Annotated in this window: 21 protein-coding genes; all 21 read left to right on the top strand. The window is 37.6% G+C overall.

Features of this window, described 5'->3' with window-relative positions; all coding sequences use genetic code 11:
• Positions 1 to 388, top strand: a 388-nt coding sequence (locus ACY65O_RS17080) for a hypothetical protein (protein WP_462222071.1), incomplete at its 5' end; no start/stop codon positions are given.
• A gap of 129 nt (positions 389 to 517) precedes the next feature.
• Positions 518 to 1,177 carry a dioxygenase family protein gene (locus tag ACY65O_RS17075; RefSeq protein ID WP_462222070.1) on the top strand — a complete coding sequence of 220 codons (660 nt, stop codon included), beginning with the start codon at positions 518 to 520 and terminating at the stop codon, positions 1,175 to 1,177.
• 24 nt (positions 1,178 to 1,201) lie between these two features.
• Positions 1,202 to 1,495: a hypothetical protein gene (locus ACY65O_RS17070; RefSeq protein WP_462222069.1), complete on the top strand. Its 294-nt coding sequence runs from the start codon at positions 1,202 to 1,204 to the stop codon at positions 1,493 to 1,495.
• A 213-nt stretch (positions 1,496 to 1,708) separates the two neighbouring features.
• Positions 1,709 to 2,347, top strand: coding sequence for a DUF2306 domain-containing protein (locus ACY65O_RS17065; RefSeq protein ID WP_462222068.1), 639 nt, complete (start codon positions 1,709 to 1,711; stop codon positions 2,345 to 2,347).
• Between the two features lie 73 nt (positions 2,348 to 2,420).
• Positions 2,421 to 2,843, top strand: a complete 423-nt coding sequence (locus ACY65O_RS17060) for a hypothetical protein (RefSeq protein WP_462222067.1) — start codon at positions 2,421 to 2,423, stop codon at positions 2,841 to 2,843.
• Positions 2,844 to 3,004: 161 nt separating this feature from the next.
• Positions 3,005 to 3,562 (top strand): cupin domain-containing protein, encoded by a 558-nt coding sequence (locus ACY65O_RS17055; RefSeq protein WP_462222066.1) that lies wholly within the window; start codon positions 3,005 to 3,007, stop codon positions 3,560 to 3,562.
• Between the two features lie 7 nt (positions 3,563 to 3,569).
• Positions 3,570 to 4,739, top strand: coding sequence for a DUF1624 domain-containing protein (locus tag ACY65O_RS17050; RefSeq protein ID WP_462222065.1), 1,170 nt, complete (start codon positions 3,570 to 3,572; stop codon positions 4,737 to 4,739).
• Positions 4,740 to 4,800: 61 nt separating this feature from the next.
• Positions 4,801 to 5,436, top strand: coding sequence for a hypothetical protein (locus ACY65O_RS17045; RefSeq protein ID WP_462222064.1), 636 nt, complete (start codon positions 4,801 to 4,803; stop codon positions 5,434 to 5,436).
• Between the two features lie 55 nt (positions 5,437 to 5,491).
• The gene (locus ACY65O_RS17040; RefSeq protein WP_462222063.1) at positions 5,492 to 6,001 is read left to right on the top strand and encodes a RidA family protein; all 510 of its coding nucleotides are present in this window, start codon (positions 5,492 to 5,494) and stop codon (positions 5,999 to 6,001) included.
• An 87-nt stretch (positions 6,002 to 6,088) separates the two neighbouring features.
• Complete coding sequence (locus ACY65O_RS17035) at positions 6,089 to 7,222, top strand: DUF1624 domain-containing protein (RefSeq protein WP_462222072.1); 1,134 nt, start codon at positions 6,089 to 6,091, stop codon at positions 7,220 to 7,222.
• Positions 7,223 to 7,319: 97 nt separating this feature from the next.
• On the top strand, positions 7,320 to 8,615 hold the full coding sequence (locus tag ACY65O_RS17030) for an APC family permease (protein WP_462222062.1): 1,296 nt from the start codon (positions 7,320 to 7,322) through the stop codon (positions 8,613 to 8,615).
• 85 nt (positions 8,616 to 8,700) lie between these two features.
• Positions 8,701 to 9,210 carry a YybH family protein gene (locus ACY65O_RS17025; RefSeq protein WP_462222061.1) on the top strand — a complete coding sequence of 170 codons (510 nt, stop codon included), beginning with the start codon at positions 8,701 to 8,703 and terminating at the stop codon, positions 9,208 to 9,210.
• 98 nt (positions 9,211 to 9,308) lie between these two features.
• A complete protein-coding gene (locus ACY65O_RS17020) occupies positions 9,309 to 9,812 on the top strand; it encodes a YybH family protein (RefSeq protein WP_462222060.1) in 504 nt (167 codons plus the stop codon).
• 102 nt (positions 9,813 to 9,914) lie between these two features.
• Positions 9,915 to 10,751, top strand: coding sequence for an alpha/beta fold hydrolase (locus tag ACY65O_RS17015; RefSeq protein ID WP_462222059.1), 837 nt, complete (start codon positions 9,915 to 9,917; stop codon positions 10,749 to 10,751).
• Positions 10,752 to 10,772: 21 nt separating this feature from the next.
• Complete coding sequence (locus tag ACY65O_RS17010; RefSeq protein ID WP_462222058.1) at positions 10,773 to 11,642, top strand: SDR family oxidoreductase; 870 nt, start codon at positions 10,773 to 10,775, stop codon at positions 11,640 to 11,642.
• A 34-nt stretch (positions 11,643 to 11,676) separates the two neighbouring features.
• Positions 11,677 to 12,870, top strand: a complete 1,194-nt coding sequence (locus tag ACY65O_RS17005; RefSeq protein WP_462222057.1) for a dipeptidase — start codon at positions 11,677 to 11,679, stop codon at positions 12,868 to 12,870.
• 42 nt (positions 12,871 to 12,912) lie between these two features.
• Positions 12,913 to 14,250, top strand: coding sequence for an APC family permease (locus ACY65O_RS17000; RefSeq protein ID WP_462222056.1), 1,338 nt, complete (start codon positions 12,913 to 12,915; stop codon positions 14,248 to 14,250).
• Positions 14,251 to 14,287: 37 nt separating this feature from the next.
• On the top strand, positions 14,288 to 14,947 hold the full coding sequence (locus tag ACY65O_RS16995; RefSeq protein WP_462222055.1) for a hypothetical protein: 660 nt from the start codon (positions 14,288 to 14,290) through the stop codon (positions 14,945 to 14,947).
• Positions 14,948 to 14,978: 31 nt separating this feature from the next.
• Positions 14,979 to 15,686 (top strand): VOC family protein, encoded by a 708-nt coding sequence (locus ACY65O_RS16990; protein WP_462222054.1) that lies wholly within the window; start codon positions 14,979 to 14,981, stop codon positions 15,684 to 15,686.
• The gene (locus ACY65O_RS16985) at positions 15,683 to 15,826 is read left to right on the top strand and encodes a hypothetical protein (protein WP_462222053.1); all 144 of its coding nucleotides are present in this window, start codon (positions 15,683 to 15,685) and stop codon (positions 15,824 to 15,826) included. Before ACY65O_RS16990 ends, ACY65O_RS16985 begins: the two co-directional genes overlap by 4 nt.
• A gap of 192 nt (positions 15,827 to 16,018) precedes the next feature.
• On the top strand, positions 16,019 to 16,436 hold a 418-nt coding region (locus tag ACY65O_RS16980), incomplete at its 3' end, for a hypothetical protein (RefSeq protein WP_462222052.1).

Raw genomic sequence — 16,436 nt, 5'->3', positions numbered from 1 at the left:
TTATTCTGTTTACATCGATTCATTGAGTACAGTGGCATTGGATGATTTCTCTGATAAAATAAATATTAATCATATATATCCCAAAATTGGTCATAGTGATGATGTAGTAAATATTATAAAGAAATTGAAAAAGAATTGGGTTGCAGTTGGTGTAACGGTTGCGGTTTATTCTGCCAGTTCTTCCGGAAAAGCACAATATACTTTAACAACAAGGTATAAGCAGGGCTTAAAAGAAAGAGCAACAGGTTTTCGTAAACCATTTAAAGAAACATATGAAGCTGTAAATGGAGAAGGCTCTTATGCACAATACCTAAAAGATATTGCGGAATTTATTGACGAAAGCTGGAGTGAATTACTTTTTTTACGTGCTGATTTGAGTTCGAAATAAGTTTAGCGCACAGCCATAGTTTGTAAATAAACAAACCCTGACAAAAATAATTTTATACTACCCTTCCAGCAACCATTAAACCTAAAGAGGGGTGACTTGTTCACTCCTCTTATTTTTAAAAAAATTTTTTTGGTAGAGAATACTGTAACCATAAACCTTATCAGCGTAAAAAAGAAAAAAATAATACCCCATTTTTTACACACTAAAAACATTTTTATGCAAAGAAGAAATTTTATAAGGAACACCGCACTTTTTGCTGTAGCAGTAAGCTCCCGCGGTTTTATACGCTTTAATGGTAAAAGTTTTGAAGGCGACACTCCAACTACAACTGACATTCTTGGCCCTTTTTACAGACCGGGAGCACCATTAAGAACCAACTTAAGACTTCCTGCTTCTCATGGTGCCCCAATTGTTTTAAAAGGAAGCATTTTTAAAGAAGATGGGAAAACGCCTATCAACAATGCATTGGTGGAAATCTGGCATTGCGATGAAAATGAGATTTATGATAATGCCTCTGACGAATACAAATATCGTGGCGGGCAAAAAACAAAAGCGGATGGAAAGTATGCGTTTAAATCCATTCTGCCAGTTCCCTATAAAGCCGACCCAACCGATGAATCATCCTGGCGGCCTGCTCACATACACATGCGGGTGTCTGTGCCTAATCAACAGGACTTAATAACCCAGATCTATTTTAAAGGGGGCAAATATGTTGAAACCGACAAATGGGCTTCTTCTCCTAAAGCTGTAAACAGGATACTCAATATTTCGGAAAGTAAGCCTGGCTAAAAGGAAATTGTTTTTAATGTAATTATGGGTAAAGAGATTCCACTTGATGAAAAAGTTTATGATAAGGTTACCGGACTTTTTGATGTTGGCGATAATAACCTTATTGAGTTTATTAAAAATGATGACCTGCTCTTTATGAAACAAAACGGACAGATCAGAGCAAGTTTAAAATATATTGGCAATAACAGCTTCGAAGGCGGCATAGGTTATCCCATTGCTACTTTTGAATTACACAAAGATGGAGCTGTAAAAGTTGTTATACAAAGAACAGCTGATAAGATAATTAATGGTACAAAGGTTTTAAAATATAATCAATAAAATTGTTTTTTTCAAACCTTAACTCCTCGCCATGTTTCGTGTCTTCACGAAACACAGGCTAACATAATAAAAGGTTCTTGTAGACATGAACCATGGCTGCGACACCGTCCATGGCAAATGGCTATTGGATAGAAGTGAATAGTGTTAATCAAAAATAAAAACTGGAAAGCCTAAAAACGAATAGAATAAGCAATCAAAAAAATAATTACAATAATGGAAAAATCAAATCGCATTCAACTATTGCAAAAACCTAAATTATTTTTAACACTGGGAATCGTTCTGTTCCTTTTCTTATTTGCTGGAAAGTTTATTTTAAAAGATGCGTTACCTTATTTTGGATTTGATAAAATAACATTTGGCAGGTATTGGGATTATAAATGGCCACTTATTGGACATATTTCCGGCGGTCTCTTAGCTTTGATAATTGGGCCATTCCAATTCTCGAAAGCATTTCGAAATAAATTTATGACCACTCATAGGTGGTTGGGAAGAATTTATTTAATCGCAATCCTAATCGGGACAATAAGCTCAACTTATTTAGCCTGGACAAGTGCATACAGAGTTAATTTCTCATGGGCTTTTGGTTTGCAATGTTTGGCTTTTGCCTGGTTTGCTTCTGCATTGATGGCTTATGTATCTGTGATGAGGGGACGTATTATGCAACACAAAGAGTGGATGATAAGAAGTTATGTAGTGACTTTTGCTTTTGTAACGTTTCGCTGGCTAAATGAATTAACTATCCTAAAAAATCTGATGCCAGAATTTGTAGAAAGAGGACCAACAGTAATATGGTTTTGTTGGACAATACCATTATTGATTACCGAAATTGTATTAGGCTGGAATAAAAAATAAAATATGGGGCAGCCGAAAACCGTTCCGATAGCTATCGGAAAGAGTAGACAATAATTTAAAAATAATTATAACAATGAAAACGATTTTATTATTTACTTCGAGCCTTTTAATTGTGCTATTGCTAATCTTTATAATTCCTTTTGCTGGTAATTCGCAAACTGTAAAACAAAAATCATCGGACACTTTGAATATAGGCTTTGTACTATACACAAAGAGTAATACTCCGGGAACATTATTCGCCAGGTGGAACTATGCTAATATTTGGAGTGGACCTGGCATAGCAACAGGAGGACCAAAGGAGGGCTTTGCTGGAAATTATCATGTGCGATACTTTTACGAAAATGGAGATTTTTCTGACGAGTATGACCTGACGATTGAAAAAACGGGAAACTTTTACAGTGTGTCATGGATTGTAAAAGGAATAGTACTTGCCAAAGGGGTTGGAATGGAAATTGAAAATAGTTTGGCAGTGGGTTGGCGTAGAGTTAAAGACTAAATATAGAGCGATAGATTTTTGAAGAAACCGTAGTAACATAAAAATATGACAACAATTACAAAACCCAGAATAGAATCTCTCGATCTTTTAAAAGGCTTAGTGATAGTGATAATGGCAAAGATTGATAGTTATATATTTTAAAATTAAAAAATTGACTAAATATGCAAAGACGAAAATTAATTCAGTTGTTTCTTTCGGTAGTACCCATAGCATCCATTACTCCTTTTATTGCAAAGGCTCAAGAGAAACTTAGATTACTAAAAGGAGGATTTAAAGTGGAAGCTGATAAAGACCGATTCAATGAAGACACGATTTTTGGAAAGGAAAAAAACATGAAGTGTAAAGTTTCAGGTAAAGACACTAACAATGAATTATATGTTGTAGAGGAGAATGACCCCAAAGATGTTGGTCCGCCTTTACATATTCATCCTAATCAAGACGAAGTTTTCTTTATCACAAAAGGAAATTACCTTGTAAAAATTGGAGATGAGTTATTTAATCTTAAAAAAGGCGACACTGCGTTTGCACCAAGAAATATTCCTCACTGTTTTCTTACAATTGGGGAAGGGCCTCACCAAATGATTCTTACCTACCAACCTGCGGGTAAAATGGAAGCGTTTTTTTACAACAGAAAAAATCCAGCATACACCAACGGAAAAACTCTTGAGCAGCAATTTAAAGAACATGATATGGAGATTGTTGGCCCTAAACTCAAATAACTGAATTATGACAGAAATTAAGAAACCCAGAATAGAATCGCTTGACCTGTTAAAAGGCTTAGTGATAGTAATTATGGCCATTGACCATGTGAGAGATTATTTTCATTACTCATCATATTTTTTTGACCCAACCGACCCTACATTAACAAATCCCTCTCTTTTTTTTACAAGGTTTATTACTAATTTTTGTGCTCCTGCATTTAGTTTTTTGGCTGGGCTTTCAGCTTTTATGATTGGCAAAAGAAAAACTAAAAATGAATTATCAATTTTTTTGTTAAAACGTGGACTTTGGTTGGTTTTTGTAGAACTGGTTATTATGAATTTCGGCTGGTGTTTTGATATTACTTTTAAAACAGTGGGCTTCCAGGTAATCTGGATATTGGGCATCAGTATGATTTTTTTAGCGGCACTGATACATCTTCCTAAAAAAGTAATACTGATTTTTAGCTGCGTTTTGATTTTTGGGCATAATCTTCTCGACAATATTCACTTTGATAATATGCTGTGGGCATTTTTACATGAACGCAAAGCATTTTTAACAACGCCAGACCATGTATTCAGGGTTGGTTATTCAATAATACCATGGGTTGCTGTGATGTCTTTGGGGTATTACTTTGGTACATTTTACGATAAAACTTATGATCCCCTAAAACGGAAAAAATTATTCAACATCATTGGCCTTGTTGCTATAATATTGTTTATAATATTGAGAGGTATAAATATTTACGGCAACTTATTGCCCTGGAAAAATTATGGCAATCTAACACAAACCATATTTTCTTTTTTAAATCTAACCAAATATCCTCCCTCGCTTTCATTTTTATTGGTAACATTAGGCGGGGCTTTGCTGTTTTTAGCCAATGCCGAAAAATTAAAAGGCAAAGCCGTTAACTTCTTTTGTGTATTTGGAAGAGTGCCTTTTTTCTTTTACATCATTCATATTTACCTGATTCATTTACTGGCCTTAGTAGCTGCGGAACTTACAGGCTTTGGCTGGCAAAAAATGATCTTACCTGCACTGCCATTTAGAGTAGAAGCATTAAAAGGTTTTGGTTTTAATCTGATTTCGGTTTACCTGATCTGGATTGCTATAATTGTTTTGCTTTATCCATTATGTAAAAAATTCGATAGCTATAAACAAAACCACAAAGAAAAATGGTGGCTGAGCTATTTGTAGTTAAACAGTTAAATTATGCTGCATGGCTAATCAAAAAATAAAACAAAATTAATTTTAAAAAATGGACAAAAACTATAAATACCTTGGCTACTTTTTTCTTTTACTGATCCCCTTAATATTTGCCGGTTTTTACAAAAGCTATTTTCAGCCATTCCCAAATTTTGGAAATAAGTTTGATGTTTACCTTCATATTCATTCCATCATTGCCACAGTATGGATAGCCATATTGATCGTTCAGCCTTTTTTGATTGCCAATAAAAAAAATTCCTGGCATCGCTCGGTTGGCAAACTCTCTTATGTGGTTTTCCCCTTACTCATCCTCTCATTTATTCCAAGAATAATAAAAACATATGATGCCGGAGATTACCAATTTCTTTTCTTTCCAATTGGCGATGGATTATTGCTGATATTGTTTTATTCACTCGCTATTTATTATAAAAAGAAAGCCGCCAAACATATGCGGTACATGATTGCATCGGCATTGGTCTTACTGGGGCCAACCTTTGGGCGCATTGGGCCCGGCCTGCTGGGATGGTCTGAATTACTGACACAGAATGTTGAGTATGCCATTATTTATTCCATATTGACCGGACTCATTTTATATGATTTAAAAAACAAAAGAAAATTTCAGCCATACTTAATTGCTATTGCAGGATTTGTCATTCATCAAATCGTTTATCATTTGGTGTTCTTATAAGACCAGTTCGCTTACGGCTGAGTTATTTATAAAATTTAAAAACAATTAAAACAACATGAAAAAAAATCATTCATTTCTTAAAGCAAGCTGCTTTACTCTTTTTCTCTTTACTGCCTGTAATACTGCAGTAAAGCCCAACGAGACTTTAGGAAAAGAAAACAAACCAGCGTCAACCGAAGCGCCTGAGTATTTTAACCTGCGGCCAAAGCTTGAAAAGGAATACGGCTACACCCATGCCGTAAGAATTGGTGATGACCTTAAAATTTCCGGTGCAGTAAGTATGAACGATTCCGGAATGATAGTGGCACCAGGTAATATGGAGCAACAAATGAAAAATTGTTATGCCGACCTGCAAAAAATATTACAGCATTATGGTTACTCTGTTGATGATGTGGTAGCAGAAAATATTTATACCACCAACATGGCGGAGTTTATCAAAGTATCAGGCTTCCGCAATTCTATTTACAAAAAACAATTCCCAACAGGCACCTGGCTGGAAGTAAAAGGGCTGGCCGTAGCAGGACAGTTGATTGAGATTGATATGGAAGCACATAAAACGAAATAAAAAATAGCAACTGGTTACCATTTTAAATATTCAACCATGACAACACTTAAAAAAAGCAGAATACAATCCATCGACTAGCTTCGTGGTATCATCCTGGTCATTATGGCGCTGGATCACTGCCGTGATTATTTTCACAGTGCAGCACTGGTTGATGATCCGCTGAATCTCGCTACCACCAGTCCATTCCTGTACTTCACCCGGTGGATCACCCATTTTTGTGCGCCCATTTTTTTATTCCTGTCAGGCACTTCAGCCTGGTTGCAGAGCGGCAGAAAAACAAAAAAAGAACTCAGCCAGTTTTTAATTACCCGTGGGCTTTGGTTAATATTAGTTGATCTTATTATTATTACATTAGGTACTACAGGCGATATCTATTTCAGTTATTTTATTATTCAAACATTATGGGCTATCGGTATCAGTATGGCCATCCTTGGTATAATGATTTGGCTACCCTTTTATGTTATTTTAATAACAGGTCTGGTGATTGTATTAGGACATAATTCACTTGATTTTGCAGAAGCTAATCAGCAGGGCGATCTTCCATTTTGGTGGCACCTGTTGCACAAGCAGGGCGATTTTACTTTATGGCCCGGGCACCATTTATTTATATTTTATCCTTTTCTTTCCTGGACTGGGTTAATGATGCTGGGCTATTGTTTTGGTAAGGTTTTTACTGCTTATGAACCACCGCAGCGAAATAAAATTCTAATAGGAACCGGAGTAGGTTTACTGGTGTTTTTTGCATTACTGCGTTTCACAAATCTTTACGGCGACCCAGTAGATTGGTCCGGACAAAAAAATGCCTTGTACACTTTTTTATCTTTTATGAATGTACAAAAATATCCACCTTCGTTGTTGTATATGTGTGCCACCATTGGGCCTGCGCTTATCTTTCTTGGGTTGGTTAAAAATACCGGAAGCCGACTTGCAAAAATATTTATTATTTATGGCAGGGTACCCATGTTCTATTATATCATTCACTTTTATTTGTTGACCTGCATCAATATTATTCTATACCTGTCCCGTGGGCATACTCTTTCTGAAGGATTGAAAGGAGCACCAGGCATGCCCTGGAAATTTGTAGCACCCGGTGAGGGATATAGTCTGGCTGTTGCCTATATCATCTGGATATCTGTTGTAATTGCATTATATCCCCTGTGCAAATGGTATGATAAATACAAAAGCAGCCATCCTGAAAAAAAGTGGCTGAGCTATATATAAAAAATATATTGCTAAGGCAGCTGGCTAAAACTAAAATGGCCTGGCATTGAATTGTGGTTGATTGAGATTGATATGTAAGCACATAAAGCGAATAAAAATGACTGACGAAAACGAAGGACTAAAAAGAGAATTGGGCATTGCAGATGTGGCTATTAATGTAATCAACATCGCCATTGCCAGTGGTATCTTTTTATTACCTGCATTGATAGCGGGCATTTTAGGCAATGCCAGTATTATAGCTTATGCAGTTTGTGGTTTTATGTTTTTGCTGGTTGCTTTATGTTATGCAGAAGTAAGCAGCCGTATCACTACATCGGGTGGTATGTATGCCTATATCGAAAAAGCATTTGGGCCGTTCTGGGGCTTTTTAGCCAACACACTTTTTTGGTTTGGTACCGGGGCTTTTGTGGCCGCTGCTCTCATCAATGGTATTGCCGATATGCTATCCATTCCGTTTCCCATTCTTAACCAATATTTTTACCGGGGGCTTTTGTTTCTCCTCATTTTTATTGCGGTAGCTTATAGTAATATCATCGGTACAAAACAGGGGATGATTGTAATTAAGATCGTTACACTAATAAAAATTTTACCGCTTATTTTAATACTGGTAGCCGGGCTTGTACAACTTAACACAGCTAACCTTACATGGCAAGGATTCCCTTCTGTTGATAAATTAGGAACTGCGTCGCTCATTTTATTTTTTGCTTTTGCTGGTGGCGAAACTGCTTTAAACATCAGTGGCGAAATGAAAAATCCAAATCGCACCGCACCGCTTGGTTTAATACTGGGCGTAATTATTTTAGTAGTTTTTTATGCTTTGCTGCAATTGGTTTCTCAGAGTGCATTGGGTACAGAACTGGTTAATCAAAAAGCACCACTTGCTGCAGTTGCCGGAATATTGTTGGGTACCTGGGGCATTAAAGTTTTAATAGCTTGTGGTGTACTTGCTATTTTCGGAAGTTTTTATTCAACCATACTTGGGTTTCCGAGGGTGCTGTTTGCCGGAGCTAAAGATGGGCTGCTGCCTAAGTTTTTATCAACGGTGCATCCCAAATATGCTACACCACACCTGGCCATTATCAGCTTTTCGGCTATAGCTTTTGTTCTGGCAGTGTCCGGTGGTTTCAGGCAACTGATTGTTTTAGCTACAATTACTTTATTGATCACTTATGCAGGTGTGGTATTGGCTTTAATAAAATTCAGGTTAAAAGAAAATAAAACTTACCCTGCAGGTTTTAAGTTGCCCGGTGGTTTGCTTATTCCAATATTAACCTTAATGGTTCTTGGCTGGTTTCTTTTTCAATCAAAGTTAAATGAGCTTATTGCAGTAGGTATTTTTTTAGCGGTGCTTTCGGTAATTTATGCAGGAAAAATATTTTTCAGTAAAAAGTAAACTGTCAATTAATGTTCATTACAAAAGCATGCATGATTTATTTTAAACAATCTTTTCCATTTACAAACAATAAAACATAAGCAAAATGAAACAAGTTTCAATTTTTTTGGTGGCTATCATAATTGCGGCCTTATTTACTGTGGGTTGTAGTAACAATAATTCTACTCCAGCTGTCACCTTAAAAGATAAAGCTGCCAATTTTGACATAAATGCTATAAAAAAAATCATTCAGGAAAAAAATAGCCAGTTCACAAAAGCACATGTTAGCGGCGATCATGCAATTATTGATACTATGTTTACAGAAGATGCAAGATCATTTCCTCCCAATGCCGATGCGGTGGTTGGTCGTGCAGCTATTGCAACGCTTACAGCCGAATATATAAAATTTGGTGTAAAAGAATTCAGGGAAGAAACCACTGCAATATATGGTTATGCAGATTACCTGATTGATGAGGGCAATTATTTTATGCGCTATGGCAAAGACAGTACTATTGAAAATGGGAAATATATAAATGTATGGAAAAACACGGGTAACGATTGGAAAATATATTCCAATATATGGAACACAAGCATGCCTGTAATCCCAGTAAAATAAATAGTTGATTTAGATATTTAAAATTGTATTCACTGCAGAGTTATTATCAGCTCAATATTTAAAAATTGTTCTTTATTATTAATCTTAAAATAAACAAAATGAAAAAAACAATGCTCCTTATTGCTTACGCTTCATGCGTATTACTATTTGCCTCCTGCAAGGAAGCAGAAAAAAAAGAAACTGCCGCAGAAACCACTGTAGCTGAACCTGCAAAGCCTGATCTGGCACAGATTCGTTCCGAAATAGTGGCAATTGAAAATGCCTGGGCCGCTGCACAAAATGCCAAGGACAGCAAAACACTAATGGCTATGTACGCTGATGATGCAGTGAGTATGCCCGATGGCGAACCCATGCTTACAGGTAAAGCCGCTATACAAAAAAAGCAGGAAGCCGATTTTGCAAAACCTGCAAAATTTGCCAGCATTGCTTTTGAAACTATGGATGTTTATGCACAGGGAGATGTGGCAACCGAGGTTGGAAAAACGATGTATAAAGATGCCGCCGGTAAAACAATTGGCGGGGGAAAGTATATTGCTGTATTTGAAAAACGTGACGGCAAATATTTATGCATCCGGGAAATTTACAACCAGGATTCAAAATAAATAATAAGAAAAACAGGCGACTAAATATGTCGCCTGTTTTTTTCATTGCTGAGCTTCATCCTCTTCAACATGTGGAAATAACAATCATTTTAATTTTACATCATGCAAAAGAAATTTATCCTCATAATGGCTGCTGTATTTCTTGCCGGGTTTGTATTTGCCCAACCCGAACCTGAGTACGGCAACAACCCAAAAGCCGGTCACAATTTCAATACCCGTGGTTTCAATATGTATTACGAAATATACGGAACAGGTGCTCCACTGCTCATCATCCATGGCAACGGTGGCAGCATTAATAATTTCAGTAAACAGATCCCGTATTTCTCCAAAGAATACAAAGTAATTCTTGCAGATAGCAGGGCGCAGGGCAAATCAATTGATCCAGGCGATTCGTTGGATTACAACCTGATGGCGGATGATCTGAATGCCCTGCTCAACCATCTCAAACTGGATTCCTGCTATGTTATTGGATGGAGCGATGGTGGTATTAATGGTTTGCTGCTGGCAATCCGCCATCCGGAGAAAGTAAAAAAACTGGCGGTTACAGGTGCTAACTTATGGCCTGATACAACTGCTGTTGAGCCATCTGTATTTAACTGGCTGGCCAACCTGGTTGATTCGTTAAAAGGCGTACAAAAAACTCCCGAAGTAAAAAATCAATACAAATTATTAGAGATGATGACCAGGGAGCCAAATATTACACTTAAGCAATTGCATACCATCAAATGCCCCACGCTTGTTATTGGCGGCGATCATGATGCGTTGTTACCGCGGCATACCTTAATAATTGCAGAAAATATTCCAAAATCTTATTTATGGATCCTTCCTAACTCGGGCCATTCAACACCTGTTAATTACAGCAGGCAGTTTAACGAAACTATTAACGACTTTTTTAAAACGCCTTACCGGGTAATAGAAGGAATGGACAGGCTGAATTAATTTAACACTAAAACTATAAAAATGAAATCAGTAATCATTACAGGAACAAGTAAAGGTATAGGCCTGGAGACTGCACTGGCATTTGCAAGAGCAGGTTATAAAGTTTTTGCAACCATGCGTAACCCTGATAAGGCTGCTGACTTTAAGCAAAAAATAAAAGATGAATCTTTAAACATCAGTATTTCTGCAATGGATGTTGACTCGGATGAATCCGTAAAACAATGCATGGATGCTATCTTACAGGAGAATGGCTCTATTGATGTATTAGTTAATAATGCAGGTATTGAATGTCATGGCTCCATTGAAGAAATACCTATGGCAGATTTTAAAGCTGTAATGGAAACCAATTATTTTGGTGTACTCAGGTGTACAAAGGCTTTGCTTCCATTAATGCGTGAGCACAAAAACGGCTGTATCATCAATGTAACCAGCATTGCCGGTAAAATAGCCAACACGCCATTAGGTGCTTATGCTGCAAGTAAACATGCGTTGGAAGCTGTTACAGAATCCCTGGCGCAGGAAGTTAAGCCACACAATATAAGAGTAGCCATGGTGCAACCCGGCATCATCAATACCCAAATGGCCAATGATATCGGCACAGGCAAAGATTCAATTTACCCACAATCAAAACGTTTTGCCGGACTTTTTGCAGCTTCTCTTAAAACACCAACGCATCCTTCTATGGTTGCAGAAAAGATCCTGGAAATAGCAGAAAGTAACAGTTGGCAATTGCGGTACCCGGTAGGCCCTGATGCATTACCATTTCTGCAATGGCGGGCATCTATGACAGATGAAGAATACGTGGACTGGAATGCAGCTACTGATGAGGATTGGTACAACGCTGTACAAAATACTTTTGGATTAAATGCAAGGCAGGTTAATGCTGATTAAAAATAATTGCCACTAAAAATGTAAACCCAACAAAATGAAACTAAAATTAGTTCTCCTCAGCCTTCTTTTTACCCAGCAGCTTTTTGCTCAATCCTATAAAAAACAACATCGAAAAGCCATTGTTGTGGATACACACAATGATATCCTGATGCAGGCTGCTGACAAGGGAATAGTATTTGACCAGGACCTTACCGGTAAAACACATAGTGATCTTGCCCGCTGGAAAAAAGGCGGGCTGGATGTACAGATCTTTTCAGTGTATTACGATGGAGCGCTGAAAAATGCTTATGCCTATGCCAACAGGGAAATGGATAGTCTTGATGCTGTAGTGGCACGCAACCCGGATAAGATCGTAAAAGTTGCCAACTATGCCGAACTGTTGAATGCAGTAAAGCAGCATAAGATCGCTGCTATGTTTGGCGTGGAAGGCGGCCACATGATAGAAGATGATCTTACTAAATTAGAAACATTATATAAACGTGGTACAAGGTATTTAACCTTGACACATAATGTAGCGCCGTCGTGGGCTACCAGTGCTGCAGACGAAACCAGCCCCAATCCTGTAATTGGAAAGGGACTAAATTCCGAAGGCAAGAAAGGCCTTACAAAATTTGGTATGCAGGTAGTGCAAAAAATGAATCAATTAGGAATGATGATTGATGTTAGTCATCTTGGCGACCAGAGTTTTTGGGATGTAATTAAAATAACTACAAAACCTATTATTGCTTCACACAGTTCGGTATATAGCCTGGTGGCAAGCCGCCGGAATTTAAAGGATGACCAGATAAGAGCTATTGCAAAAAATGGAGGAGTGATACAGATAAATTTTAACCCCGGTTTTATCGACAGTAGCTTTCATAGGAAAGAAGAGGTTTTTTTTAAAATGCATAAAGCAGAAAGTGATTCTCTTTTAAAAAGCGGTATGGATGAATGGTACATGATGACTTTACTGTATAAAAAATATACAGCAGAAGCAGAGCCAATGCGGCCGCCATTATCTATGCTTATTGATCATATTGATTACATCGTAAAATTGGTTGGAGTTGATTACGTAGGCCTCGGCTCCGACTTTGATGGTATAAACCTTACACCGCAGCAATTAGATGATGTTACATCTTATCCATTAATTACAAAAGCATTGGTTGAAAAAGGGTACAGCAAAAAGGATATTAATAAAATCCTGGGAGGAAATTTATTAAGGGTATTAAAAGCCAATGAAGCAAAATAATGAATGCGTTTTTATAATTACTTAAACCGAAACTAACATAATATGGCAAATGAAAATACCGATGAAGGATTAAAACGGGTAGTAGGTGTTTCCGGCCTTGCACTTTCTATTGTGAATGGAGTAATTGGCTCAGGCATATTTGTGCTGCCCGCCATTGTTGGTATTGCCATGGGTGCCTTTGGTGTTTTCGGGTATATAGCCTGCAGTATTATACTGGCTGCCATTATGCTTTGCTATGCCGAAATTGGAAGCCGGGTTACAACCAGCGGTGGGTCTTATGCATATGTAGAAGCGGCTTTCGGTAATTTTTTCGGATTTGTAATTAACTGGTTGTTCACTTTTGGATGGGGCATTTTGGGTAGTGCTGCCGTAATGAATATTCTTGCTGATTCATTGGCTATACTATTTCCTGGTTTTGCAAATCCACTTATTCGTGGGTTTTTGTTTTTTGTATTAATTGGTTTTATGGTGCTCATTAATATACTGGGTACAAAGCAAGGTATTGGTTTGGTAAAGCTGATTACCGTTATAAAATTATTGCCGCTGCTGGCTATTATCATCTTTGGTTTTAGCCAGGTAAAAACCGGCAACCTGCATTGGGAGCATGCGCCATCACTAAAAACATTTGGCGATACGGCCCTTATTTTATTTTATGCTTTTGCGGGCTTTGAAACATCACTTGGTGTGAGCGGCGAATTTAAAAACCCTAAACGTACAGTGCCACTGGGTATTTGCGTGGGCGGCATTGTAGTGCTGATTGTTTACATGCTTCTACAAATCGTAACACAGGGTGTGCTAGGTGCTGAAATGGCAACGTTTAAAGATGCACCACTGGCAGCGGTGGCCGAAAAAATTGTAGGGCCGGTTGGTGCAACTATCCTGTTAATTACAGCTGCTGTTTCCTGCTTTGGAAGTGTAAGCGCTGATGTGATGGCTACACCACGTACATTATTTGCTGCTGCAAATGATGGCTTATTCCCAAAGTTCCTCAGCAAAGTTCATCCAAAATTTGCAACGCCTTATTTGGCTGTATTAACTTATGGCACACTTATTTTTATTGTTTCTATCTCCGGTGGATTTAAACAGTTGGCCATTTTGGCAAGTGCCGCCATACTGCTTGTTTACCTTGCTGTTATTTTAGCCACCATTAAATTAAGAATGAAGAAGCAGGATGCCGGTGAAAAAACTTTCAGAATACCCGGCGGCCTTGTCTTTCCTTTTATTGGCATTGCAGCTATAATATGGTTACTTACCAGTTTAAGCAAATGGGAAATTCTTTCCACCATTATTTTTATTGCAATAGTTTGTATTATCTATTTAATAATGAAGAAATTTCAAAATAAAAAACCAGTTGAAACTACTCTGGAAACAATATTATAAACCGAAGATGTAACAATTAATAAAATAATAAAACAGCATGAGTAAAAAAATAACACTATTGGTTTTAATCACAGCTTGCTGCTGGCTCCACGCCAAAGCACAGGTACCGGCAAGAGAGGAACCATTTCATAAAAAAAAGGTAGAAAATAAATATTTCAGGCTGCTTGATGTATGGATCAAACCTGGTGATACCAGCTTGTTTCATATCCATGCTACCCCATCCCTGTTTCTACAGTTTACCAGCACGTACGTATGCGTACAGGAAAAAGGAAAAGCCTGGGCAAAAAATAAAAACCAGGAAGGTAACGCTTCTTACAGGTCCTTCATCAATGATACTTTGGTACACCGTGTGAGCAATTGCGATACTGTTCCATTTCATGTTACCGACATTGAATTGCTTGCAGCTTATAAACCAAACAACCTCATTAAACCGCTGGCCCTACCGGTACTGTTTGATAATGAAAAAGCCATTGCCTATAGAATTACAGCATCCTCACTTAACAACACATTCACGGGGCGTGGGCCAATGGTGGCAGAACTGGTTGCAGGTGATCAGATTATCTGTTATGATACAATCAATAGAAAATCAAGCAAAATAAAAACGGGAAAGTATCTGTATATAGAACCGGGTTCGTCCTTTTATTTTTCATCAGATGGCAATAAAGAAATAAACCTGGTACTCTTTGAGATTAAATAGTTTTTAAAAAAGCATTAATAAAATAAACAACATGAAAAAAATATCAAACTTCCTGCTTGCCATTTTATTTTCCGGATTCCTACAGGCGCAGGAAAATTCCGGGTTGAATCTTTCCATCAATCATATTGCCCTTTCGGTTAAAAACGCAGACCGCTCCGCAGAATTTTATAAAACAGTAATGCTGCTGCCCGAGATAACCAATCGTACCAAAATAGAAGGCATTAGGTGGGTGGCACTGGCAGATGGCAGGGAACTGCACCTCATCTCCATCTTAAAAGAACCTGTAACAATTAATAAAGCAGTTCACCTTGGCCTTACCAGTAATGATTTTGATGGGGTCTTGAAAAGGTTAACTGATTTGAAGATTCCCTATTCCGATTGGCCGGGAAAACCAAATACATTTACCAACAGGGCCGATGGGGTAAAGCAATTGTACTTCCAGGATTCTGATGGATATTGGATAGAGGTAAACAGTGTTAATGACAAAACAATTGTTGTTGAACAAACCAAAAATGAAGTTTGGCAGATGGAAGAGAACTACTGGAAATATGTAAAAGCAAATGACCTGAAATCCTATCTCAGTTTATGGGATGAACAATTTATTGGATATCCGGGTAATAACATCATAACAGGTAAAGATCATATTACTGACTGGATCGTATTGATGTATAAAGAGAATTCCGGCAAATACAGTTATGTGCTGGATAAGAAAGCGGTGAATGTTTTGGCGATATCGTGATTGCCATGTATGATGTTACGCATACCTGGACGAATGAGAAAAATGAATCGGTGCAAAAACCAATCGCCAAAATAATTCATACCTGGAAAAAGACTGACAAAGGCTGGCTAATCATTGGTGGTATGGGTGCAAATAAATAACCTGTAATCAGCAAATAGAAAATGAGCGACGAAAAAGACATACTGGTAGCAGCCATCACTCAACTAAAAATTGGGAAAGCTTTTGCCTGATTAAAAATGATGCATTGGCTTCTTCCTTCATTGCTGGAGACTTTGAAGAGTGGCTAACCCCAGGCGGGAACTAATGTTAAGAAAATTAAATCATTACCGACCATGAATTTAAAAGTAATTATTTTGATTGCGGTATTTTTTGCTACATCTGCAAGTTGCATGGCGCAGGTTACTGCTAAAGTCTATTCGCAAAACAACGAAGCAAACACATGCTACACCAAAGCACTTGATTATATAAAAATCGGCAATCCAAGAAATGGCGGTTCGATTGATAGCTTGTTAATAGCAGTTAAATGGTTGGAGAAAGCTGTAAATACAGACCCACGTTTTGTAACAGCTTACATTGAGCTTTGCAAAACCTACTGGATGTTTGATTTCTCCTACCCCAACTTCCCTAACTATAACAGCAGTGCCGTTGTTATTTTGCCGAAGGCAAAAGATGCCATTTATAAAGCATTGCAAATAGACAGCACTTCTTCAGAGGCCTTCTCACAATTGGCCAGAATGAATAAAAATTATG

This window comes from Ferruginibacter sp., from assembly GCF_031430955.1.
Classification (GTDB): domain Bacteria; phylum Bacteroidota; class Bacteroidia; order Chitinophagales; family Chitinophagaceae; genus Ferruginibacter.
Note: the sequence above shows the minus strand (reverse complement) of the source record. Positions and strands in the feature narration are given on the sequence as shown.

Coding starts and splice junctions, on each gene's coding strand:
- ACY65O_RS17070 (WP_462222069.1), top strand. CDS start 1,202: ATGGGTAAAGAGATTCCACTTGATGAAAAAGTTTATGATAAGGTTACC.
- ACY65O_RS17065 (WP_462222068.1), top strand. CDS start 1,709: ATGGAAAAATCAAATCGCATTCAACTATTGCAAAAACCTAAATTATTT.
- ACY65O_RS17060 (WP_462222067.1), top strand. CDS start 2,421: ATGAAAACGATTTTATTATTTACTTCGAGCCTTTTAATTGTGCTATTG.
- ACY65O_RS17055 (WP_462222066.1), top strand. CDS start 3,005: ATGCAAAGACGAAAATTAATTCAGTTGTTTCTTTCGGTAGTACCCATA.
- ACY65O_RS17050 (WP_462222065.1), top strand. CDS start 3,570: ATGACAGAAATTAAGAAACCCAGAATAGAATCGCTTGACCTGTTAAAA.
- ACY65O_RS17045 (WP_462222064.1), top strand. CDS start 4,801: ATGGACAAAAACTATAAATACCTTGGCTACTTTTTTCTTTTACTGATC.
- ACY65O_RS17040 (WP_462222063.1), top strand. CDS start 5,492: ATGAAAAAAAATCATTCATTTCTTAAAGCAAGCTGCTTTACTCTTTTT.
- ACY65O_RS17030 (WP_462222062.1), top strand. CDS start 7,320: ATGACTGACGAAAACGAAGGACTAAAAAGAGAATTGGGCATTGCAGAT.
- ACY65O_RS17025 (WP_462222061.1), top strand. CDS start 8,701: ATGAAACAAGTTTCAATTTTTTTGGTGGCTATCATAATTGCGGCCTTA.
- ACY65O_RS17020 (WP_462222060.1), top strand. CDS start 9,309: ATGAAAAAAACAATGCTCCTTATTGCTTACGCTTCATGCGTATTACTA.
- ACY65O_RS17015 (WP_462222059.1), top strand. CDS start 9,915: ATGCAAAAGAAATTTATCCTCATAATGGCTGCTGTATTTCTTGCCGGG.
- ACY65O_RS17010 (WP_462222058.1), top strand. CDS start 10,773: ATGAAATCAGTAATCATTACAGGAACAAGTAAAGGTATAGGCCTGGAG.
- ACY65O_RS17005 (WP_462222057.1), top strand. CDS start 11,677: ATGAAACTAAAATTAGTTCTCCTCAGCCTTCTTTTTACCCAGCAGCTT.
- ACY65O_RS17000 (WP_462222056.1), top strand. CDS start 12,913: ATGGCAAATGAAAATACCGATGAAGGATTAAAACGGGTAGTAGGTGTT.
- ACY65O_RS16995 (WP_462222055.1), top strand. CDS start 14,288: ATGAGTAAAAAAATAACACTATTGGTTTTAATCACAGCTTGCTGCTGG.
- ACY65O_RS16990 (WP_462222054.1), top strand. CDS start 14,979: ATGAAAAAAATATCAAACTTCCTGCTTGCCATTTTATTTTCCGGATTC.